Source organism: Mesorhizobium sp. RCC_202 (genome assembly GCF_041355295.1).
In the GTDB taxonomy this organism is placed as follows: Bacteria; Pseudomonadota; Alphaproteobacteria; order Rhizobiales; family Rhizobiaceae; genus Mesorhizobium.
Genome location: NZ_JBFUPO010000005.1, coordinates 141956 through 163554, shown reverse-complemented (window position 1 = coordinate 163554; position 21599 = coordinate 141956). Strand labels below are relative to the sequence as shown.

At 62.9% G+C, this 21599-nt stretch carries 25 protein-coding genes; 19 read left to right on the top strand and 6 right to left on the bottom strand.

The annotated features are described in order from the left end of the window. Window positions 1-11 precede the first annotated feature (11 nt). The 4 genes from AB6802_RS13610 to AB6802_RS13595 all read right to left on the bottom strand — a co-directional run bounded on the left by AB6802_RS13610 (window position 12) and on the right by AB6802_RS13595 (window position 2996). Window positions 12-440 carry an HIT family protein gene (locus AB6802_RS13610; protein WP_371010625.1) on the bottom strand — a complete coding sequence of 143 codons (429 nt, stop codon included), beginning with the start codon at window positions 438-440 and terminating at the stop codon, window positions 12-14. 84 nt (window positions 441-524) lie between these two features. Then, on the bottom strand, window positions 525-1739 hold the full coding sequence (locus tag AB6802_RS13605) for a GNAT family N-acetyltransferase (RefSeq protein WP_371010624.1): 1215 nt from the start codon (window positions 1737-1739) through the stop codon (window positions 525-527). A 55-nt stretch (window positions 1740-1794) separates the two neighbouring features. Continuing rightward, a complete protein-coding gene (locus AB6802_RS13600; protein ID WP_371010623.1) occupies window positions 1795-2523 on the bottom strand; it encodes a glycerophosphodiester phosphodiesterase in 729 nt (242 codons plus the stop codon). Between the two features lie 8 nt (window positions 2524-2531). Next, on the bottom strand, window positions 2532-2996 hold the full coding sequence (locus AB6802_RS13595) for a RidA family protein (RefSeq protein WP_371010622.1): 465 nt from the start codon (window positions 2994-2996) through the stop codon (window positions 2532-2534). Between the two features lie 138 nt (window positions 2997-3134). Here AB6802_RS13595 and AB6802_RS13590 point away from each other — a divergent pair, with 138 nt between their 5' ends. From AB6802_RS13590 to tsf, 5 genes are all read left to right on the top strand, one after another. Beyond that, a complete protein-coding gene (locus AB6802_RS13590) occupies window positions 3135-3965 on the top strand; it encodes a cell envelope integrity EipB family protein (RefSeq protein ID WP_371010621.1) in 831 nt (276 codons plus the stop codon). Window positions 3966-3984: 19 nt separating this feature from the next. Then, the gene (locus AB6802_RS13585) at window positions 3985-4263 is read left to right on the top strand and encodes a DUF4031 domain-containing protein (protein ID WP_371010620.1); all 279 of its coding nucleotides are present in this window, start codon (window positions 3985-3987) and stop codon (window positions 4261-4263) included. Beyond that, window positions 4260-4871, top strand: a complete 612-nt coding sequence (locus tag AB6802_RS13580; protein ID WP_371010619.1) for a LysE family translocator — start codon at window positions 4260-4262, stop codon at window positions 4869-4871. Before AB6802_RS13585 ends, AB6802_RS13580 begins: the two co-directional genes overlap by 4 nt. A 176-nt stretch (window positions 4872-5047) precedes the next feature. Further along, window positions 5048-5830 carry a 30S ribosomal protein S2 gene (gene rpsB, locus AB6802_RS13575; RefSeq protein WP_371010618.1) on the top strand — a complete coding sequence of 261 codons (783 nt, stop codon included), beginning with the start codon at window positions 5048-5050 and terminating at the stop codon, window positions 5828-5830. 109 nt (window positions 5831-5939) lie between these two features. Beyond that, complete coding sequence (tsf, locus tag AB6802_RS13570) at window positions 5940-6860, top strand: translation elongation factor Ts (RefSeq protein WP_371010617.1); 921 nt, start codon at window positions 5940-5942, stop codon at window positions 6858-6860. A gap of 23 nt (window positions 6861-6883) precedes the next feature. On the opposite strand, the gene AB6802_RS13565 is transcribed toward tsf, so the two are convergent. Then, the gene (locus AB6802_RS13565) at window positions 6884-7810 is read right to left on the bottom strand and encodes a LysR family transcriptional regulator (RefSeq protein ID WP_371010616.1); all 927 of its coding nucleotides are present in this window, start codon (window positions 7808-7810) and stop codon (window positions 6884-6886) included. A 115-nt stretch (window positions 7811-7925) separates the two neighbouring features. Here AB6802_RS13565 and AB6802_RS13560 point away from each other — a divergent pair, with 115 nt between their 5' ends. The 3 genes from AB6802_RS13560 (at window position 7926) to AB6802_RS13550 (ending at window position 10091) form a co-directional block, all read left to right on the top strand. Further along, window positions 7926-8354, top strand: a complete 429-nt coding sequence (locus AB6802_RS13560; protein ID WP_371010615.1) for a nuclear transport factor 2 family protein — start codon at window positions 7926-7928, stop codon at window positions 8352-8354. A 61-nt stretch (window positions 8355-8415) separates the two neighbouring features. Further along, window positions 8416-8943 carry a nuclear transport factor 2 family protein gene (locus tag AB6802_RS13555; protein WP_371010614.1) on the top strand — a complete coding sequence of 176 codons (528 nt, stop codon included), beginning with the start codon at window positions 8416-8418 and terminating at the stop codon, window positions 8941-8943. Window positions 8944-8981: 38 nt separating this feature from the next. Continuing rightward, window positions 8982-10091: an aldo/keto reductase gene (locus AB6802_RS13550; RefSeq protein WP_371010613.1), complete on the top strand. Its 1110-nt coding sequence runs from the start codon at window positions 8982-8984 to the stop codon at window positions 10089-10091. On the opposite strand, the gene AB6802_RS13545 is transcribed toward AB6802_RS13550, so the two are convergent. Then, window positions 10037-10387, bottom strand: a complete 351-nt coding sequence (locus AB6802_RS13545; protein WP_371010954.1) for a hypothetical protein — start codon at window positions 10385-10387, stop codon at window positions 10037-10039. The genes AB6802_RS13550 and AB6802_RS13545 overlap by 55 nt on opposite strands. Between AB6802_RS13545 and pyrH the strand changes: the two genes are divergently transcribed. From pyrH to lpxB, 11 genes are all read left to right on the top strand, one after another. Beyond that, window positions 10316-11038, top strand: a complete 723-nt coding sequence (gene pyrH / locus AB6802_RS13540) for a UMP kinase (RefSeq protein WP_371010612.1) — start codon at window positions 10316-10318, stop codon at window positions 11036-11038. The genes AB6802_RS13545 and pyrH overlap by 72 nt on opposite strands. 86 nt (window positions 11039-11124) lie before the next feature. Beyond that, window positions 11125-11679, top strand: a complete 555-nt coding sequence (frr, locus tag AB6802_RS13535) for a ribosome recycling factor (RefSeq protein ID WP_371010945.1) — start codon at window positions 11125-11127, stop codon at window positions 11677-11679. Window positions 11680-11709: 30 nt separating this feature from the next. After that, window positions 11710-12429, top strand: a complete 720-nt coding sequence (locus AB6802_RS13530) for an isoprenyl transferase (RefSeq protein ID WP_371010611.1) — start codon at window positions 11710-11712, stop codon at window positions 12427-12429. A gap of 11 nt (window positions 12430-12440) precedes the next feature. Further along, window positions 12441-13256 carry a phosphatidate cytidylyltransferase gene (locus AB6802_RS13525; RefSeq protein WP_371010610.1) on the top strand — a complete coding sequence of 272 codons (816 nt, stop codon included), beginning with the start codon at window positions 12441-12443 and terminating at the stop codon, window positions 13254-13256. Between the two features lie 104 nt (window positions 13257-13360). Continuing rightward, window positions 13361-14503, top strand: coding sequence for an RIP metalloprotease RseP (gene rseP, locus AB6802_RS13520; protein WP_371010609.1), 1143 nt, complete (start codon window positions 13361-13363; stop codon window positions 14501-14503). Window positions 14504-14720: 217 nt separating this feature from the next. Continuing rightward, entirely contained in the window at window positions 14721-17090 is a 2370-nt protein-coding gene (bamA, locus tag AB6802_RS13515) for an outer membrane protein assembly factor BamA (RefSeq protein WP_371010608.1), read from the top strand. A gap of 77 nt (window positions 17091-17167) precedes the next feature. Further along, entirely contained in the window at window positions 17168-18223 is a 1056-nt protein-coding gene (gene lpxD, locus AB6802_RS13510; protein WP_371010607.1) for a UDP-3-O-(3-hydroxymyristoyl)glucosamine N-acyltransferase, read from the top strand. Next, window positions 18216-18677, top strand: a complete 462-nt coding sequence (gene fabZ / locus AB6802_RS13505) for a 3-hydroxyacyl-ACP dehydratase FabZ (RefSeq protein WP_371010606.1) — start codon at window positions 18216-18218, stop codon at window positions 18675-18677. The genes lpxD and fabZ overlap by 8 nt, the downstream gene beginning before the upstream one ends. Window positions 18678-18692: 15 nt before the next feature. Continuing rightward, window positions 18693-19529: an acyl-ACP--UDP-N-acetylglucosamine O-acyltransferase gene (lpxA, locus tag AB6802_RS13500; protein ID WP_371010605.1), complete on the top strand. Its 837-nt coding sequence runs from the start codon at window positions 18693-18695 to the stop codon at window positions 19527-19529. Continuing rightward, a complete protein-coding gene (locus tag AB6802_RS13495) occupies window positions 19516-20418 on the top strand; it encodes an LpxI family protein (protein WP_371010944.1) in 903 nt (300 codons plus the stop codon). The genes lpxA and AB6802_RS13495 overlap by 14 nt, the downstream gene beginning before the upstream one ends. Further along, on the top strand, window positions 20408-21589 hold the full coding sequence (gene lpxB / locus AB6802_RS13490; protein ID WP_371010604.1) for a lipid-A-disaccharide synthase: 1182 nt from the start codon (window positions 20408-20410) through the stop codon (window positions 21587-21589). The genes AB6802_RS13495 and lpxB overlap by 11 nt, the downstream gene beginning before the upstream one ends. The last annotated feature ends 10 nt before the right edge of the window (window positions 21590-21599 follow it).

Genomic DNA, 21599 nt, shown 5'->3' with positions numbered 1-21599 from the left:
TGCGCGTCTTCTCAGCCCGCCAGTGCCGCCCGGATCTTGCCGGCGTTTTCGACCAGCACTTCCGGCTTCTCCATCTGCCCGGTGTGCGGCTTCAAGGCGATGCCCTCGAAGCGCGGCACGACGTGGACGTGAAGATGGTAGACGGTCTGGCCCGAGGCCGGTTCGTTGAACTGCATGATGGTGACGCCGTCCGCATTGAAGGCTTTTTTCACCGCCACCGTCACTTTCTGGACTGCCGTAAACAAGGAGCCGAGAATTGCCGGATCGGCATCGAGCATGTTGCGCGACGGCGCTTTCGGCATCACCAAAGTATGGCCGGGCCCTTGCGGCATCACATCCATGAAGGCGACAACGGCTTCATCCTCATAGACGCGGTGCGACGGGATCTCGCCGCGCAGGATTTTGGCAAAGATGTTGCTGGGATCATAGGCTTCGGCCATGGCGGGAGGCTCCGTTTATGCACGCCCCTCCGGTGTAGCGAAGCCATCCGTGGCCGACAAGCCGGTCAGGCAGCGTCGCCGAACTTAGTCCTCGAGATCCTTGCGGAAGGGCGTGTGCTCTTCGAGGTATTCGCTCATCCGCTCGACCTCGCGCCGTTCGCGGCGCAGATAGTCGGCGACGGCGTTGCGCAGGCCGGGGTGGGAAATGTAGTGCGCCGAGTGCATCGTCACCGGCCTATAGCCGCGCGCCAGCTTGTGCTCGCCTTGCGCGCCGGCCTCGACCACCTTTAGCTTGCGCTCGATGGCGAAATCGATCGCCTGATGATAGCACACCTCGAAATGCAGGAAGGGGTGGTCCTCGATGCAGCCCCAGTTGCGGCCATAGAGCGCGTCCGAGCCGATGAAGTTGATGGCGCCGGCGATGTAGCGGCCGTTGCGCTTGGCCATCACCAGCAGGATGTCGTCGGCCATGCGCTCGCCGATCAGCGAGAAGAATTTGCGGTTGAGATAGGGCCGGCCCCATTTGCGGCCGCCGGTGTCCATATAGAAGGCGTAGAAATCGTCCCAGGCGCGCTCGGTGATGTCCTTGCCGGTCAGCCAGTCGATCGAGATGCCATCGGCAAGCGCCTCGCGCCGCTCCTTCTTCATCGCCTTGCGCTTGCGCGAGGCAAGCGTGGCGAGGAAGTCGTCATAGGCCGAAAAGCCTTCGTTGAAGAAATGAAACTGCTGATCTGTGCGATGTAGGAAGCCGGCCGCCTCCAGCGTCGCGACGTCGGCTTCGGTGGCGAAGGTGACATGCGCCGAAGAGACGCCGAGCTTGTCGGTGACGAGTTTCAGGCCAGCGGCGAGGCCTGCCTTTACCGCGCCGGCATCTTCGCCCTTGCCGACCAGCAGGCGAGGGCCGGTGACGGGTGTGAACGGCACCGAGCATTGCAGTTTGGGATAATAGCTTCCGCCGGCGCGCTCAAACGCATCCGACCAGCCGTGGTCGAAAACATATTCGCCCTGGCTGTGCGATTTGAGATAACCGGGCACCGCGCCGAGCAGTCGGCCTTGCGCCGTCTCCAGCCGCAAATGATGGCCTTGCCAGCCGGTGCGGCGCACGGCGCAGCCGGAATCTTCCAGCGCGCTCAAAAAAGCGAATGAAACGAGCGGGTTGTAGCCGTTTTCTTTGTCGTCGCGCGTGGTGCCGGCAAAGCCGTTCCATTCCTCGCAGGTGAACGCGCCGATACCGGCGGCGACGCGGATCGCGTAATCCGCGTTCGCCGCTTGTCCATCATTGTCGTCGCCCTGATCCATGGGGCTTATTTAAGCTCCGTCGGGGCCGCTACAAGTCACGTTTGAGGGACCTTGATCAGGCTACTTTCACAAGGTCAGGCTCAAAGCCCTCAAAAGTCATCTGGTCGGCATATTTGAAGGTGAGGTCGACCGCCGGCTGGTCGTGCACCGTCCAGGTGATGACGGGCATTTTGAGCTTTTCGCGCACGAAGCTGACGAAGGGATTGGGCAGGTCGCCGGCGGCGTAGGACGTGAAGGCGAGGTCGTGGGCGAGCATCGCGAAATGCGCCTCGATCAATTGATTATCCTTGCCATAGGCGGTCAGCCCGCCGGGGATCCCAGGCGCTTGCTTGGCGAAATCGCGGATCAGCCAATGGTCAAACGACATGATCGCGACCTTGCCCTTGTAGCGCTTGAGCAAGCGGCCGACGCTCGCCACCAGGCCTTCGTCGTGACCGGGAACGCCTTTCAACTCGACGACGAGCGGCACGCGGCCGTCGATCAGGTCGAGCGCTTCCTGCAGCGTTGGGATATGGTCGTTTGTACCGCCGATCTTGAGGGCCGTGAGCTCACCCGCCGTGCGCTGCCAGATGAACCCGTCCTCACCCGTCAGGCGCTTCAGATCGCCGTCATGGATGATGACGGGAACGCCGTCCAACGAGATATGCACGTCGCATTCGATCGCATAGCCGCGTTCGGCCGCCGCGGCGAAGGCCGACAGCGTGTTCTCCCAGCGGGTCTTGTTCATGTCGTGAAGGCCGCGATGCGCGACCGGGCGGGCAATCAGCCAGGAAAGGTCGGTCATAACAGGCCTCATGCGACTTCGAAGATCGCTTCGATCTCGACCGCCGCATTGAGCGGCAGCGAGGCGGTGCCGACGGCCGAGCGCGCATGCTTGCCGCGCTCGCCGAGTACCGCGACCAGGAAGTCGGACGCGCCGTTGGCGACCAGATGCTGCTCGACGAAATCCGGCGCCGATGCGACGAAGACGGTGATCTTGACCAGGCGGGTTATTTTTTCGAGATCGCCAAGCGCGGCCTTCGCCTGCGCCAGGATGTTGATGGCGCAGAATTTCGCGCCTTCCCTGCCGGCGGCCGTGTCGATGTCGCGGCCAAGCAATCCGCTTGCCTGCAGCTTGCCGTCCTTGAGCGGCAGCTGGCCGGCGGTGAACAGCATGTTGCCGGTGCGGCAATAGGGCACGTAGTTGGCGGCGGGCGCCGCGGCGGCTGGAAGAGTGACGCCAAGATCGCTTAGCCGCTTTTCGATTGTTTCGCTCATTGGTTTTCCCTATTGCTGGAAGGCGCCGCGTCGGCCGGGCCGAAATTGCTATTTTTGCCTCGCTTCCGCCACGACTTTTTTTAAGCTGGACCATCTTTACCTGCGGTCTGCCATCGGCCGCGACGATCGGAGTATCTCATGCGCGCATCGCGCCTTTTTCTCGCCGCCGCGCTTGCCTCGGCGGTGTTCCCGATGGCTCCGGCCTTTGCCGTGCCCGCGCTGCAGGCGCACCGCGCCGTCTACGATCTCACGCTCGACAAAGCGTCGGACCGCTCGGGCATCACCGGCATCACCGGACGCATGGTGTATGAGTTCAACGGCTCGGCCTGCGAGGGCTATACGGTAAAATTCCGCTTCGTCACCCAGATCGTCACCAACGACAACACCCGGTTGACCGACCAGCAGACGACCACCTTCGAGGATGCCGAAGGCAAGACCTTTTCCTTCGTGACCAAATCCTTCGTCGACCAGAATCTCGACAAGGAGGTCAAGGGAACGGCCGTCAAAGAGGCGAAAGGCCTCAAGGTCGATATCGACAAGCCGGAGAAGAACAGCGTCGAGCTCTCGGCCACGCAGTTCCCGACGCAGCACCTGGTCGAGCTGATCGGCAAGGCCGAAAAGGGCGAGAATTTTTACCAGACCAATCTGTTCGACGGCTCGGAAGACGCCAACAAGGTGATGGCGACCACCGTCGTCGTCGGCAAGAAGACCGAGGCCGACAAGTCCGATCCCGAAGCGCCGGCGCTGGCCAAGCTCGCGACGGACAAATACTGGCCGGTCGACATCGCCTATTTCGACGACACCGACAAATCGGGCGGAGAGACGCCGGAATACCGGATCAGCTTCAAGCTGCATGAGAACGGCATCACCCGCGACCTCGTCATGGACTATGGCGACTTCTCGATGACCGGCAAGCTGGTCAACCTGTCGTTGTTCGACCAGACCAAGCCTTGCCCGGTTTCGAAGTAAGCCCAACCAGGCGCGCCTGATGGCGGTCTATGTCGATGCGGCGATCTGGAAGTGGGCTGGCCGACGCTGGTGCCATCTGCTTGCCGACGATACCGACGAGTTGCACCGTTTCGCCGCGGAGCTTGGCCTGAAGCGCTCGACCTATCAGGGACCGCCCAAGACGTCGGCGCCGCATTACGATATAACCAGTTTCGAGCGCGTCCGGGCGGTGCGGCTTGGCGCGATCGAATGCAGCCGCGAGGAGATCGTTGCGGTCTTCCGCCGCGTTCGGGTGCCCAACGGGAAGGTAAAACGATGACGGTGACGGCGTTCCTGGCCTATTGCGTCGCAATCACATTGGCGGCCGCGACGCCTGGACCGGCGATGTTCGCGGTCATCACCAATGGCGTCTCGCGCGGCTTCATCCGCGCCTTCATGGCTGGCGTCGGCGTTGCCGCCGGCGATGCCGTTCTGGTCACCCTGGCGTTGCTCGGCCTGGTAGCCCTGGCCCAGACATTCGAGTGGGTCTTTCTTCTGGTGAAATACGCCGGCGCCGCCTACCTGGTGTTTCTCGGCATCCGGATGTGGCGGGCCGCGGCCATGCAATCGGATGAGCCTCATCAGGCGCAGACGCGGCTGTCGCGCTCCTTCTTCCTCGGCGCATCCATCGCGCTCGGCAATCCGAAGGCGATCCTGTTCCATGCCTCGATCATGCCGCTGATCCTGAACCTCAACACGATGACCTTTGCCGACGGCCTGCTCGTCGTGCTTGTCGTGGTCAGCGTCAACATTATCACCATGGGCCTCTATGCCGCGCTTGCCGGGCGGGCCGCCGGGTGGTTCAAGACCCCGAAGCGCATGCGCCTCATGAACAGGCTCGCCGGCGGCGCGATGATCGGCACCGGTGCGCTGATTGCCGCACGTTGAGCCGTGAAGCGACGCACGGCTTGCGTTTGCAGCGCTTCCCCTCTATATGCGCGCTCATTCCACACACGGACTTTGGTGTCTGCCCGGGAGAAATCCGGCTGAAACCTCCGGTGGCATCAGGACATCCTGTCCGAAATGCCTGTGTCCGTGGAGGCCAACCGGAAAGGAAATAAAGAATGGCTCTGCCAGATTTCAGCATGCGCCAGCTTTTGGAAGCTGGTGTTCACTTCGGCCACCAGACCCACCGCTGGAACCCGAAGATGGCACCTTACATCTACGGCGCCCGCAACAACATCCACATCATCGACCTGTCGCAGACTGTGCCTTTGCTGCACCAGGCTCTGAAGCAGGTGTCCGACACCGTCGCCAAGGGCGGCCGCGTGCTGTTCGTCGGCACCAAGCGCCAGGCTTCCGACATCGTCGCCGACGCCGCGCAGCGCTCGGCCCAGTACTATGTCAACTCGCGTTGGCTGGGCGGCATGCTCACCAACTGGAAGACGATCTCGAACTCGATCCAGCGCCTGCGCAAGCTCGACGAACTGCTCGCCGGCGAGGCCCAGGGCCTCACCAAGAAGGAGCGCCTCAACCTCGACCGCGAACGCGAGAAGCTCGACAAGGCGCTGGGCGGCATCAAGGACATGGGCTCGACGCCTGACCTGATGTTCGTCATCGACACCAACAAGGAAGCGATTGCCATCCTGGAGGCCAAGCGCCTCGGCATCCCGGTCGTCGCCCTCATCGATTCGAACTGCGATCCGGACAAGATCGACTTCCCGATCCCCGGCAATGATGACGCTGCCCGCGCCATCCAGCTCTATTGCGACCTGATCGCCAAGGCTGCCCTCGACGGCATCGCTCGCCAGCAGGGCGCGCTCGGCGTCGACATCGGCGCTTCGGCCGAGGCTCCGATCGAGCCGGCGCTCGACGCGGCTCCGGCGGCCGAGACCCCGGAAGCCTGATAAACGAAAGGCCGCTTGCGGCCTTCATCTTTCTAATATTTTGGCACGCTAAACGGACGCACCATCGAATGCCGATGGTGCGTCGGTGCATTTAAACAAAGAGGCGACAATGAGCATTTCGGCTGCACAGGTCAAAGAACTCCGCGACTTGACCGGCGCGGGCATGATGGACTGCAAGACGGCGTTGACAGAGACCAACGGCAACATGGAAGAAGCCGTCGACTGGCTGCGCAAGAAGGGCATCTCCAAGGCCGACAAGAAGGCTGGCCGCACTGCCGCCGAAGGTCTGATCGGCGTCGATTCCGGCGTCCGCGAGGCTGCCGTCGTCGAGGTCAATTCCGAGACCGACTTCGTTGCCCGCAACGAGCAGTTCCAGGAGATCGTTCGCAATGTCGCCAAGGTTGCGCTCGCTTATGGCACGACGGAAGCCGTGGCCGCCGCGAAGTATCCGGGTTCCGACAAATCGGTCGCCGACACCATCAAGGACGCGGTCGGCACCATTGGCGAGAACATGAGCTTCCGCCGCTCGGCCAAGCTCTCCGTTCCGCACGGCGCGGTTGCGACCTACGTCCACAACGCGGTTGCCGACAACCTCGGCAAGCTCGGCGTGTTGGTTGCTATCGAGACCACCGGCAATGAGCATGCCGCCAAGGCCTTTGGCCGTCAGGTCGCCATGCATGTCGCCGCCACCAACCCGATGGCGCTGACTGCGGAACAGATCGATCCTGCCGCTGTCGAGCGCGAAAAGGCGATCTTCTCCGACCAGGCGCGTCAGTCCGGCAAGCCGGAAGCCATCATCGAAAAGATGGTCGAGGGCCGCCTGCGCAAATTCTACGAGGAAGTCGTGCTGCTGAAGCAGGCCTTCGTGCTCAATCCCGACATCACCGTCGAGAAGGCGCTGAAGGATGCCGAGAAGGAAATCGGCGCGCCGGCCAAGATTACGGCCTATCTGCGCTTTGCGCTTGGCGAAGGCATCGAGAAGGAAGAGTCCGATTTCGCCGCGGAAGTCGCGGCGGCGGTCAAGAAATAAACCCTCCACAAGGGTCTACGAGCTCAGGCGACTCGGTCGGGTGTCCGCATGGATGCCCGGCCGATTTCTTGTGCGGTGTCGATAAAGGCCCTGAGCTTCGGCGCCATCGACGCCCGGCGCGGGAAGTAAAGGAAAAGGCCTGGCTCCTCGATCGCCGTCTGCGGCAGGATCTGGGTGAGGCGGCCGGCGGCAAGATCCGCCCGCACCAGCGGCTCGAAGACATAGCAGAGGCCGACGCCGGCCAGTGCCAGATCGATGGCCGCGAGCGAATCCGTGACGATGACCGTGCCGCGCGTCTCGACGATGACGTCCTTGCCGTTCTCGGTCAGGTCCCAGCGATACAAGGCGCCGGAGCGAACCAGCCGGTAGCCGATGCAGTTGTGGTTGGCGAGATCGGCCACGTCGCGCGGACGGCCGTGCTTTCCGACATAGGCGGGTGAGGCGACGATCACGGCTTTGAATGCCGGTGTCAGCCGCACCGTGACCATGTCTTGCGCGATCATCTCGCCCAGCCTGATGCCGGCGTCGAATCCTTCGCCGACGATGTCGACCAGCCTCTGGTCGGTGAGCAATTCGATGGTCACGTCGGGGTAGCGTTCTGCCATCGCCGCGACCACGGCCGTCACCGCCAGCGGCACGGCGATGTTGGGGACATTGATCCTGAGCAGGCCTGACGGGCGGCCTTTGACGGCGCGGATGCGGTCCATCCGCTCGGCAATGTCCTGCAGGGCAGGGGCCGCCGTCTCCACCAATGCCTTGCCGGCTTCCGTGAGTGATACGCTGCGCGTCGTGCGGGCGAAAAGCGGCTGGCCGACGCGCTCCTCGACCAGTCGTACAGCATGGCTGACCGCCGACGGGCTCATGCCGAGTTCGGCGGCCGCCAAAGCGAAGCCGCCGCGGCGCGCCACGGCGATGATGACAGGCAGATGCGTGAGGAGATCGCGGTCCATTCATGAATTATATCGCATAGTCCATGCAGATCATGCAACCTTATCGAAGGGGCAAATGAGGTTCATCTAAGGCGCATCGAAGGGCACAGATCGAGCCGCGTCAGGGAGACCTCAAATGAACGACCTTCACGCCAACCAGACCCGTAACATCGAGGCGGTTCGCCGCTTCTTCGACCTGCTGCATCGCAAGGACATCGAGGGCTGGGCTGAACTTTGGGCCGATAACGGCCGCATCATCGTGCCTTATCCGCCGACGGGATTTGGCGACAGCATCGACGGCAAGGCCGCGATCGTCACAGCCTTCAAGGGGCTGTTCGGCAATTTCGAATCCTTCGAATCCGAGGTGACGGCCATTTATCCGGCGGCCGACTCCGAAGCGGTCGTTGTCGAATACCGCAACCGCGCCGTCATTGCGGGTGGCGCCGAATACACCAACAGCAACATCGCCATTTTCCGCTTCGAGAACGGCTTGATCGTCGCCTATCACGATTATTTCGACCCGCGCCGGTTCCAGATCGTGGTCGACACGCTGGCGAAGGGCTGAGCGCCCACCCGCAATTGGCAAATCATCCATTGGTCACGGGCCGATCCACAGGAGAAGAGACATGAACGCGTTGGGACAAGTAACTTTCGCGGCCAGCATGGCGCTGGCTCCCGTCGACGCCGGCGGCGCCGAGCCGGCCGGTTGGCAGGCGCTGGCCGATGAGCGCGCCGTCATCCGCATCGCCGACGCCATCGATCGCGCCGTCGATGCCCAGGACTGGAAACTGGCCCGCAGCTATTTCGCTGAGCGCGTCGTCGCCGATTTCAGCACGCTTTCGGGGCAGCCGGCAGCAAACATCGCCTCCGACGATCTGATCGGCGCCTGGGCCGGCAACCTCAAGGGCAGCAAGACCAGCCTGCATCTGCGCACGAATCATCAGGTCGCGCTCGAAGCCAATGCCGCGACGGTCCGCTCCAACGGCTATGCCTGGAACCGGATGGAAGGCAATGGCGATCCGCTCTGGGAGGTCTGGGGCACCTATGAGCACCACCTGGTCCGCTCCGCCGCCGGCTGGAAGGTCGACGGCTTCACCTTCCGCATGACGCATGAGCGCGGCAATCCCTGGGTCAAGGCGACCCCCGGCCAATAAGCCGGCGCATCGACCAGATCAGAATTGGAAACCAAGCCATGACCATGAGCTATTACACCCTTGGCGGCAGCGGGCTGCGCGTCAGCCGGCTGGCGCTCGGCACCATGACCTTCGGCACCGAATGGGGCTGGGGCACCGACCGTGAGACCGCACGCGCCATGTTCGACGCCTATATCGAGGCCGGCGGCAATTTCCTCGATACCGCCGACCTTTATACCGGCGGCACGGCCGAGACCTGGCTTGGCGAATTCATCACCGAGCGCGGCCTGCGCGACAAGGCAGTGATCGCCACCAAATTCACCTTCAATTCCGAGGCCGGCAATCCGAATGCCGGCGGCAATGGCCGCAAGAACATCATGCGCGCGGTTGACGCTTCGTTGAAGCGGCTCGGCACCGACTATATCGACCTGTACCTGTTGCATGTGTGGGACAGGATCACGCCGGCCGAGGAAGTGCTGCGCACGATGGACGACCTCGTTCGCGGCGGCAAGGTGCGCTACATCGGCCTGTCCGACGTGCCGGCCTGGTATGCCAGCCGCGCCCAGGCGATCGCCGAGCTGCGCGGCTATGAGCCTGTCTCGGCGCTGCAGCTCGAATATTCGCTCGCCGAGCGTTCCATCGAGCATGAATATGTGCCGTTCTCCACCCATCACGGCGCCGGCATCATGGTGTGGAGCCCTTTGGCCAGCGGCCTGCTCAGCGGCAAGTACAAGCCGACACAGCAAGGCAATGCCGGCCGGCTCGACGGTTTTCGCAACACCACGCATCCCGGCTTCCAGAAGTTCAGCGACCGTAACTGGGCGATCGTGGCGGAGCTCGAGAAGGTCGCCGCCGAACTCGGTCGCAGCATGGCCCAGGTCGCGCTCAACTGGGTGGCGACGCAGCCCGGCATCGCTTCCGTCATCCTCGGCGCGACGAAACTCGCGCAGCTGCAGGACAATCTCGGCGCGCTCGACTTTTCCATTCCCGCCGAGCTTCGCAAGCGGCTGGAGGCTGTCAGCGGGACGCCGGCGCCGTTCCCGCATTCCTATTTCGGTTCCGAGATCCAGGCCCGCGTCACCGGCGGCGCGGTGACCGGCGACAAGCCCGCCGGCTATTGCCCGCCGGTTCTGATCGAAGGCAATGCGGTCAGCATCTCAAGCAACTGATCGAAAAGGTGGCAACTGATCGAAAAGGTGGCAAGTGATTGAAAAGGCGGCAACGGATCGAAAAGCCAGCAACGGATCGAAAAAGCCTGGATTTTTGCGCAAGGGCGCGGCGTGACATCGCCGCGCCCTTCGTGTATCGGGTCGGCCATCATGACAGCACCGCCTGGCGAAGCGGGGCCGGTTTCGCCGCCCGATTTGCCGCGCCGCGATTTTCGAGGATTGAGATGACGGTGAAGCCCCTCTATCGACGTGTCGTTTTGAAAGCTTCCGGCGAAGCGTTGATGGGTGAGCAGCATTTCGGCATCGATGTCTCGGTTGTCGACCGGATCGCCGCCGACATCGCCGAGGCGCGCGAGTTGGGCGTCGAAGTCGGCGTCGTCATCGGCGGCGGCAACATTTTCCGCGGCGTGGCCGTCGCCTCGAAGGGCGGCGACCGTGTCACCGGCGACCACATGGGCATGCTCGCCACCGTCATCAACTCGCTGGCGCTGCGCACCTCGCTGAACAAGATCGGTGTCGATGCGGTTGTGCTGTCGGCGATCGCCATGCCCGAGCTTTGCGAGAGCTTTTCCCAGCGCCAGGCCACCGCCTATATGAACCAGGGCAAGGTGGTGATCTTCGCCGGTGGCACCGGCAATCCGTTCTTCACCACCGATTCGGCCGCGGCGCTTCGTGCCGCCGAGATCGGCGCCGACGCGCTGTTCAAGGGTACGCAGGTCGACGGCGTCTATTCGGCTGATCCCAAGAAGGACACGAATGCGGTCCGTTTCGAGCACATAAGTCATGCCGAAGTCATCAAACGCGGGCTGGCAATCATGGATACGGCCGCAATTGCACTTGCGCGCGAAAACAACATTCCGATAATCGTCTATTCGATCCACGAAAAGGGTGGGTTCGGCGACATTTTGAGGGGCGGTGGCCGTTGCACGGTCGTCGCGGACAAGTAATCGGGGCCGGGATCCGTTAATCGAAGGCGGATTGCGGACGGGACAAGAACACCAACAGCGAACCCGGTGAACGGGTCGAGGAGATGATCATGAGCGAGTTCGACGACCTCAAGCGGCGCATGGACGGGGCGATCGCGGCCTTCAAGCACGATCTGGCTTCGCTACGCACCGGCCGCGCGTCCAGCAACCTGCTCGATGCCATCCAGGTGCAGGCCTATGGCACGACGATGCCGATCAACCAGGTGGCCAATGTGACGGTGCCGGAGTCGCGCATGATTTCGGTTTCGGTCTGGGACAAGTCGATGGTCAGCGCCGTCGACCGCGCCATCCGCGAAGCCAATCTCGGCTTCAACCCGATCGTCGACGGCACCAATCTGCGCATTCCGCTGCCTGAACTCAACGAGCAGCGCCGCAAGGAGCTGGTCAAGATTTCGCACGGCTATGCCGAGAACGCCCGCGTCGCGGCGCGCCATGTCCGTCGCGACGGCATGGATTTCCTCAAGAAGGCGGAAAAGGACGGCACGATCAGCGAGGACGATCAGCGCAAGCGCTCCGACCAGGTGCAGAAGCTGACCGACGAGACGATCAGCATCATCGATCACCTGCTTTCCGATAAGGAAGCTGAAATCATGCAGGTTTAGGGTCGGGTTTTCCGGCCCGAAAGCGAGACCATGGCAACGCCCGCGCATGTCGCGATCATCATGGATGGAAATGGACGCTGGGCAAAGGCGCGCGGCCTGCCGCGCCTTGCCGGCCATCGCGCCGGCGTCGAGGCCTTGCGCAAGGCGGTGCGTGCAGCGCCCGGGCTCGGCATCTCCTATCTGACGGTCTACGCCTTCTCGTCGGAAAACTGGTCGCGGCCGAAATCCGAGGTCAGCGACCTGATGGGCCTCTTGAAGCTGTTCATCCGCCGCGATCTCGCCGAACTGCACCAGAACGGCGTGCGGGTGAGGGTGATCGGCGACAAGGATGGGTTGCAGCCCGACATCAGGGGTCTGCTGCAGGAAGCCGAATCGCTTACCGCCGGCAACGAGTCGCTGACACTGGTCATCGCTTTCAACTACGGCGGCCGCGACGAGATCGTGCGCGCGGCGCGCAAATTGGCGGATGCCGTCGCGCGCGGCGAGATCGCCAGCGACGCCATCACGGCGGAAAGCTTTGCCGGTTCGCTCGACACCCGAGGCATCCCCGATCCGGAGCTGGTGATCCGCACCAGCGGCGAGCTCAGGCTGTCGAACTTTCTTCTCTGGCAGGCGGCTTACGCCGAGCTCGTCTTCCTGCCTTGCTATTGGCCGGATTTCAGCCGCGAGCACTTGGCCGACGCCCTGCGCGATTTTGCCGGCCGCGAACGCCGATTCGGCGGGCTTGCCGCCCGCGACGTCGCACTCTAGCGCCGGCCCCGATGAGCAATCTCCAGCAGCGCGTCATCTCGGCAATCGTGATGGCGGCGGTTACGCTTACGGTCACCTGGTTTGGCGGGTTGCCGTTCCGCCTGTTTTGCGCGGCGATCGTCGCGCTGACCTTCTACGAATGGACACGCATGTCGCGCCAGTCGGCAGGCGCCGCGTTCGGTTTTCTGCCGGAGGCCCTGGCTGGCGTCTTCATTGTCGCGCTGGTTGCGGGCCTGCCGGCGCTGTGGTTGCTGCTGCTCGGCGCGATCCTGGTCGCAGGCGTCGCGATCGCTGCACGGATACGGGGAACGGGACAATGGGAAGCGTCCGGACTGGCTTATGCCGCGCTGTCCGGCCTTTCGCTCGCTTACCTGCGCGATGACAACCATTCCGGGCTGATAGCGATTCTGTTCCTGTTCGCGGTGGTATGGGCGACCGACATAGCGGCCTATTTCGTTGGTCGCGCGGTTGGTGGTCCGAAGCTCGCGCCGTCCATCTCGCCCGGCAAGACACAGAGTGGCGCTGCGGGCGGGGCGGCGGGCGGTGTTGCCGCCGGGCTGATTCTGGCGGCCGCCGCGGGCGCTGGCAATCTCGTTCAGCTTGGCTTAGTCGCGCTGGCGCTGTCGATTGTTTCGCAAATCGGCGATCTCTTCGAATCATGGGTCAAGCGCCGGCACGGCGCCAAGGATTCCAGCAAGCTGATTCCCGGCCATGGTGGCGTCATGGACAGGGTAGACGGGCTTGTCGCCGCGGCCTTCGCCCTGTACGTCATTGGGTGGATCGCGGCGGGCGCCGACCATCCGGCACTGGGGCTGTTCCCGAACTGAAACGACGTTGCGGCAGAGCGAAAAGCGGCAGACGCCACGGATTCGCCTGGATTGAGCCACAGTCGCGGGTGAGTGTCGCGCGGCGGTGAATTTGAGGGCATGACTTGAACGACATCTTCCACGCGCTCTTCAGCACGCAAGGCTTTGTCCTTGGCACGCTGGTGCCGTTCCTGTTCGTGCTGACCGTGGTCGTGTTCGTCCATGAGATGGGGCATTATCTGATCGGCCGCTGGTGCGGGATCGGCGTGAAGGCCTTTTCCATCGGCTTCGGCCCGGAGCTTTTCGGCTTTTACGACCGCCACGGCACGCGCTGGAAGCTTTGCGCCATTCCGCTCGGTGGTTACGTCAAATTCGTCGGCGACATGAATGCGACGTCGAGCCAGCCGAGCACCGAAGAGATCGAATCGCTGACCGACGCCGAGCGCGAGGTCGCTTTTCACACCCAGCCGATCTGGAAGCGCGCGGCAACGGTCGTTGCCGGCCCGATGTTCAATTTCCTTTTGACCATTGTCGTCTTTGCGGTGCTGTTTTCGCTGTATGGCCGTTCGGTCATGGAGCCGACGGTGGCGGAAGTCACCGCGGGCAGTCCGGCAGCCCAGGCTGGAATTCAGCCCGGCGACCGATTCGTCAAAGTCGACGGCAGCAAAGTCGAGACCTTCGCGGATGTGCAGCGGCTGGTTTCGGGCCGCGCCGGTGACGCCATCGCCTTCACTATGCTGCGCGATGGCAAGGAAATCACCGTTACGGCAACGCCGGCGCCGATGGAGCAGCAGGATGCGCTGGGCAACAAGGTCAAGGTCGCGGTCATTGGCGTCGTCAACAACGCCGAACTGGGCCAACAGCGGCTGGTGTCCTACACGCCCGCCGGCGCGGTGCTGGCAGCGGTCGAGGAAACCGGCCATGTGATCGAGCGCACCGGCCAGTTCCTGCAGCGCTTCGTCGCTGGGCGCGAGGACAAGTGCCAGCTGGGCGGTCCGATCAAGATAGCGAAAATGTCGGGCCAGGCGGCCAAACTCGGCTTTGAATGGCTTGTGCAGCTTGTGGCATTTCTGTCAGTCGGGATAGGTATTCTCAATCTCCTGCCGATTCCCCCTCTCGACGGCGGCCATCTCTTGTTCTACGGCGTGGAGGCCGTCATAAGGCGGCCGGTTTCGGAGCGGATGATGGAGATGGCCTATCGGACCGGTCTCTTCCTGGTTCTCGGTTTTATGGGTTTCGTTTTCTGGAATGATCTGTTTGGGTGCTGAAATCATGAAGGAATTTGGCTTCGGCGCCGTTCACGTTGAGATGCCGTTTACCATGCGTGGGGATATGCGTGACGCGAAAGCCACGCGGTACGGTTAAGTAAATACAAATTAACCGGGAGCCTTGCGTGTAGGGAAAATCCGGTTAATACGGTAAGGGAAATACCGCACGTCCGGTTTTCTCGCCGTGGGGACTACGAGAAAAAGGTACAAAAGCCCGATGAAGGCAGCATCTAAGTTTCTGAGCGCCGCTTCCGCGGCGGCCCTGTCCGCCGCCCTGGTTGTGCCAGGCGCGCTCGCAGTGCAATTCGTTGCCACATCGGTAGCCGAAGCTGCGGTTATCAGCAGAGTCGATGTCAGCGGCAATCAGCGCGTCGACGCCGAGACCATCCGCAATTACATCGCCATCAAGCCCGGCAAGCCCTTCTCGAGCGCCGACATCGACGCCGCCGTCAAGGCGCTGTTCGGCACCGGTCTGTTCTCGGATGTCCAGATCAATCAGGTCGGATCGAGCCTGGTGGTCAAGGTTTCCGAGTACAAGGTGGTCAATCAGGTCCTGTTCCAGGGCAACAAGAAGATCAAGGACAATGCGCTTCAGATGGCTATCCAGCTGAAGCCGCGTTCGACCTTCTCGCAGCAGGCGCTTGATGCCGATGTCGAGTCGGTCAAGGCCGCCTACCGGCATATCGGCCGTGACGATGCCGGCGTGACCGCGCAGGTCATGGACCTCGGCGAGAACCGGGTGAATGTGGTCTTCAACATCACCGAGGGCGACCGCACCCAGATTGCCGCCATCAACTTCGTCGGCAACCACGCGTATTCCGCCCGCCGCTTGTCGGATGTGATCAACACCAAGCGTTCGTCCTGGCTGTCCTTCGTGCTGCGCGACGACGTCTATGACGAGGACAAGCTGCGCGCCGACCAGGAATTGCTGCGCCGCTTCTACTACAATCACGGATATGCCGACTTCCAGGTCGTCTCGGCTGTCGGCGAGCTCGACAACGCCACCAACAAATACACGGTCACCATCACCGTTCAGGAAGGCGACCTCTATACGTTCGGCGACGTCAGCGTGGAGAGCACCATTCCCGAGGTCGATTCGAAGTCGCTGGAGTCGACGGTCGAAACCCACAAGGGCGACAGGTACAACGCCAAGGACGTCGAGGATTCGATCGTTGCCCTGACCGAGAAGGTCGCTGGCTCGGGTTACGCCTTCGCCCAGGTGACGCCGCGCGGTGACCGCAATTTCGAAAACCACACCATTTCGGTGGTCTATACCATCGACCAGGGCACCAAGGCCTATGTCGAGCGCATCGAAATCCGCGGCAATGATCGCACGCGCGATTATGTCATCCGTCGTGAATTCGATGTCAGCGAAGGCGACGCGTTCAACCAGGTTCTCATCCAGCGCGCGAAGAAGCGGCTGGAGAACCTTGATTACTTTACGTCCGTAGACATTTCGACAGTCCCGGGCTCGGCTCCGGATCAGGTCGTGCTCGTGGTCACCGTGGTCGAGAAGTCGACCGGTGAGTTCTCGGTCGGCGCCGGCTACTCGACCGGCGGCGATACGCCCGGACCTTCGGTGGAAGGCTCGATCACCGAGCGCAACTTCCTCGGTCGCGGCCAGTACATCAAGCTGTCGGCCGGTGGCGGCAAGAATTCGCGCGACTACGCCCTGTCCTTCACCGAGCCCTATTTCCTCGGCCGGCGCATCGCGGCGGGCTTCGATATCTACAAGTCGACCCGCGAGTACAATAACAGCTATGACAGCGATACCACTGGCGCGACGATCCGGTTCGGTCTGCCGATCACGGACAGCATCTCGACCCAGCTGGCGTACAATATCTCGCAAGAAAAATACAAAGTGGACGACAATTGCGGTACGGTGACCGGTCTCGATCCCGATGGCCCCAACTGTACGATTTCGCCAGCCATTTTGGACGCCATCCACGAGGGCACCTGGGTCAAATCGTCGGTCAGCCTGGGTCTGGTCTACAATACCATCGACGACATGAAGAACCCGCATGAGGGTCTCTATCTGACCGGCACGACTGAAGTTGCCGGGCTTGGCGGTGACGCCAAGTGGGTGAAGGTGACCGGTCGCGGAAGCGTCTATCATACCTTGTCCGAGCAGTGGGACCTGGTCGGCCTGGTCTCGGGCGGCGCCGGTTACATTTCCGGGTTTGGTAATGGTGGCCTGCGTATCTTCGACCAGTTCCAAAGCAATGATCGCATGATCCGCGGCTTTGAATATGGCGGCATCGGCCCGGTCGACCCGAATACGGGCGACCATCTCGGCGGCACGACCTATTTCAACGCCTCGGCCGAAGCCCAATTCCCGCTGCCGGCTATCCCGGAAAGCTTTGGCTTACGCGGCGCCGTTTTTGCCGACGCAGCGACGCTTTATGGTTCAAAGGTTAACTTGGTTGGTCAGGAATCGACCGACATGGCGCTCCGCGCCTCTGTCGGTATCGGCCTGATGTGGGCTTCGCCGTTCGGTCCGATCCGCATCGACTATGCGATACCGGTCAAGAAACAGCCGCATGACGACGTGCAGGAATTCAACTTCGGTATTGCGACCCGCTTCTAATTTCGTGGTTGTGATTTTCCGGGCCGGTTGACGGCCCGGAGTGGACTGACCCGACCCAGCTGGATATTGCTTCTGGAATGACCGATCCGGTGTTCTTCGCGCCTTCACGCCGGTATACGGCTGGCGAAGTCGCGAATCTGACCGGCGCCAGCCTGGTCGATTCCACGCAGGCCGAAATCGCCATCGAGGCGCTGGCTCCGGCCAATGAGGGCGGCAACGGCGCGCTCGTCTTTGTCGACGGCAAGCGCAATTTCGCGCTCATGCAGGCGCTCAAGGCGGCCGCCGTCCTTTGCCCCGCAGATTTTGCCAGCAAGGCACCGCAAGGTGTCGCGGTGCTGGTGCATCCGCGACCGCAACAGGCTTTCGCCATGGTCGGGCGCCTGCTGTTCCCGCAGGCCGCCACTCCAGGACCGATGACCGGGGAGACGGGCGTTTCGGCGCATGCGTTCGTCGATCCCTCCGCCCATATCGAGGAGGGGGCCATCGTCGAGGCGGGCGCCGTGATCGGCCCCGATGTCGCGATCGGCAGCGGCACCGTGATTGCGCCTCATGCCGTGATCGGCCGCTCCTGCAGAATTGGCCGGGATGGCTTCATTGGCCCCGGCGCCAGCATCCAGTACGCGCTTCTGGGCAACCGTGTCATCATCCACGGCGGCGCCAGGATCGGCCAGGATGGCTTCGGCTTCGTGGGCGGCGCCAAGGGGCCCGAACGCGTGCCGCAGATCGGCCGCGTCATCATCCAGGATGATGTCGAGATCGGTTCCAATTCGACCGTCGATCGCGGCGCGATGTCCGACACGGTCATCGGCCAGGGGACCAAGATCGACAATCTGGTTCAGATCGCCCACAATGTTCGCATCGGTCGCAATTGCATTATAGCGGGGCTTTCGGGTATCTCCGGTTCCGTCGTCGTCGGCGACAACGTCACCATGGGTGGCGGTGTCGGCCTCGCCGACCATTTGACCATCGGGGCGGGAGCCAAGCTTGCCGCCAGAAGTGGATTCATGAACAACGTGCCGGCGGGCGAGGTCTGGGGTGGCTATCCGGCGCAGCCGATGGCGGAAGCCCTGCGCGAGATCGCGATGCTGCGCAGGTTCGCCAAGACCCGCAAGCAGGGCGACGGAAATGGCTGACATGGTGGTAACGGCGCTCGATACGGTCGACATAATGGGGCTGATGAAGCTCCTGCCGCATCGCTATCCGTTCCTGATGATCGACCGCATCGTCGAAATCGACGGCAACGACTCCGCCATCGGCATCAAGAACGTGACGATGAACGAGCCGCACTTCCAGGGCCATTTTCCCGGGCAGCCGGTGATGCCGGGGGTGCTCATCATCGAGGCGATGGCGCAGACGGCCGGAGCCATCTGCATCCGCAGCCTCAAGACGGAAACGCCGTCCCTGGTCTATTTCCTGACCATCGACAATGCGAAATTCCGCAAACCGGTCGTTCCGGGCGACCAGTTGAAGATCCACGTCAAGAAAATCAAAATGCGCGGCAACCTGCTCAAATTTGCCTGCGAGGCGATGGTCGACGGCGCGAAAGCGGCGGAAGCCGAGATCTCGGCTATGATGGTTACCGGCTGACGGTTCGATATGCTCATGAAAGTCCAGACATCCATCCATCCTTCCGCGGTCGTCGAGGAAGGCGCGCAACTCGGCGAAGGCGTCCGCATCGGTCCCTTCTGTTATGTCAGCGCCGATGCCGTGATCGGCGACCGCGTCGAACTGGTCAGCCATGTCTCGGTGCTGGGCGCGACAACGATCGGAGCCTCGACCAAGGTCTATCCGATGGCGACGCTCGGCGGGCCGCCGCAAAACACCAAGCACAAGGGCGGCCGCACCACGCTGGTGATCGGCGAGAATTGCACGATCCGTGAAGGCGTCACCATGCATCTCGGCACCGATACCAGCCGTGGCGAGACGACCATCGGCGACAACGGCAATTTCCTGGCCTATGCCCATATCGCTCATGATTGCGTCGTCGGCAAGAACGCGACCTTCGCCAATGGCGCCACACTGGGCGGACATTGCGAGATTGGTGACAACGTCTATATCGGCGGCCTCAGCGCCGTTCATCAATTCGTGCGTGTCGGCGACAACGCCTTCCTCGGCGGCTGCTCGGCCTTCGTCGGCGATGTCATCCCCTACGCCATCGCCGTCGGCAACCGCGCCAGCCTGCGCGGCCTGAACATCATCGGATTGAAGCGAGCCGGTCTGGCGCGTTCCGAAATCTACCTGTTGCGAAAGGCCTACAGGACGATCTTCGACCGTTCCCGCACCGTCGGCGAGAATGTCGAACTGGCCAAGGTGGAATTCGCTTCGTCGCCAACGGCCATGAAAATCATCGATTTCATCTCCAGCCGCGGCAAGCGGCACTATGCCGTCCCGTCGCTCAAGGGTGGCGGCGACGATGACAATGGCGATGACGAGGGCTGAGCCGACCGAAGCCCGACTTGCACTCGCGCCGGGCGCCAGGGTCGGCATCATCGCCGGTGGCGGCAGTCTGCCGGTGGAAGTCGCCGCGGGCCTGGTCCGACAAGGCCACGCCCCTTTCATCATCCTGGTCGACGGCGAAGTCGACCGCGAGGCGGATTTTGCCGAATACGCGCAGGAAAGGCTTGCGCTGGAGCAGATCGGTTCGCTGGTCTCCTTGCTTAAGCGCCAGCGCATCAGCCATCTGGTGCTTGCCGGAGAGATCAGGCGCCGGCCACGGCTGAGCAAAGTACGCCCGACCCTTGGTCTGCTGGCGATCATACCCTCTCTGGTCGTGGCTTTGGCGCGCGGCGACGACGGGCTGCTCAAGATGCTGACGCGAGGTTTGGAGAAGCGGGGCATCACGGTGGTCGGCGCACATCAAGTTGTTCCCGAGCTGGCAGCCAGCGAAGGCACGCTGACGACGGCAGCGCCCCGACAATCCGATTGGCGCGACATTCAGGCCGGCAGAGCGGCAGCCAAGGCTATTGGCGCGCTGGACATCGGTCAGGCGGCGGTTGCGATCGGCGGGCGGGCTATCGCGCTGGAAGGCGTCGAAGGCACCCGAGGCCTGCTCGAAAGAACGCGGGATCTGCGCGGCCATGGCAGGCTCGCCGGCAAGGAGCGCGGCGTGCTGGTCAAATGCGCCAAACCCGATCAGGAGTTGCGTGCCGACCTGCCTTCGATAGGCCCCGAAACCGTCGAAGCCGCGCATGCCGCCGGCCTGGCCGGCATCGCGGTCGAAGCTGGCCATGCGCTCGTTCTCGAAGGTCCGGCGACGCTGGCGCGCGCCAATGCGCTTGGCCTGTTCATTGTCGGTCTGCCCGCAATGGAGCCGGCCAATGGCCAGTGACAAGCCGCTCAAGATCGCGATCGTTGCCGGCGAGGAATCCGGCGATCTGCTCGGCGCCGACATCGTGCGGGCGCTGGAGCGGACAACCGGACGCAGGGTTCAGCTCGTCGGCATAGGCGGCCGCCATCTGCAGGAACTGGGGCTGACGCCGCTGTTCGACGGCGCCGAGATCGCGTTGATGGGGTTCAGCGCGGTGCTGCGCGATTTGCCGCGGCTGATGCGTCGCATCCGCCAGACGGCGGCGACGATCGCGGCCGGGCGGCCGGATTGCCTGATCACCATCGACAGCCCCGATTTTTCTCTGCGTGTTGCCAAGAAGGTCCGTGCGGCCAATCCCGCCATCCCGATCGTGCACTATGTCTGCCCGAGTGTGTGGGCATGGCGGCCGGGCAGGGCGGCGGCGATGAAGCCTTATGTCGATCACATCCTGTGCATCCTGCCCTTCGAGGTAAAGGCGCTTGGCCGTCTCGGCGGGCCGCCCGGCACCTATGTCGGCCACCGCCTGACCCAAGATCCAGGCGTGCTCGCCGCCGCCAAGGCTCAGAGCCTGGCGCGCGACCTTGCCGACGATCGCGTGAAGACGTTGCTCGTGCTGCCGGGCTCGCGCCGTGGCGAGGTGCGCCGGCTGTTGGAACCCTTCGGCAAGACGGTGTCGGTGTTGCACCAGCGCGGCCACCGCCTGCGTGTGCTGTTGCCGACGGTTCCGCATGTTGCCGATCTGGTGAAGGCGTCGGTCGCGACCTGGGACGAGAAACCGGAAATCGTAACCGAGCCGGAGCGCAAGTGGCAGGCTTTCGGCAAGGCCGACGCGGCCATGATTGCCTCGGGAACGGTCTCGCTCGAGCTGGCGCTTGCCGGTGTGCCGATGGTTTCAAGCTACAAGCTCGATCCGATCGCCCGCAAAATTCTGCTGCACCTGGTGACCGCATGGTCGGCGCTGCTGCCCAACCTGATTTCCGACCGCGCGCTGGTTCCCGAGTTTTATGACCTGTATGTCCGGCCGGAGAATCTGGCGCGGCAGCTGGAAGCATTGTTCGCCGACACCGGCATGCGCGCCTGGCAGAAGGCCGGCTTTGCCGACATCGCCCGCCGCATGGCGACCGAGCGACCATCCGGCGAGATTGCCGCCGAGGTGGTGATGGGGTGCATCAAGAGAGCGAATAGAGAGTAGGGAGTAGGGC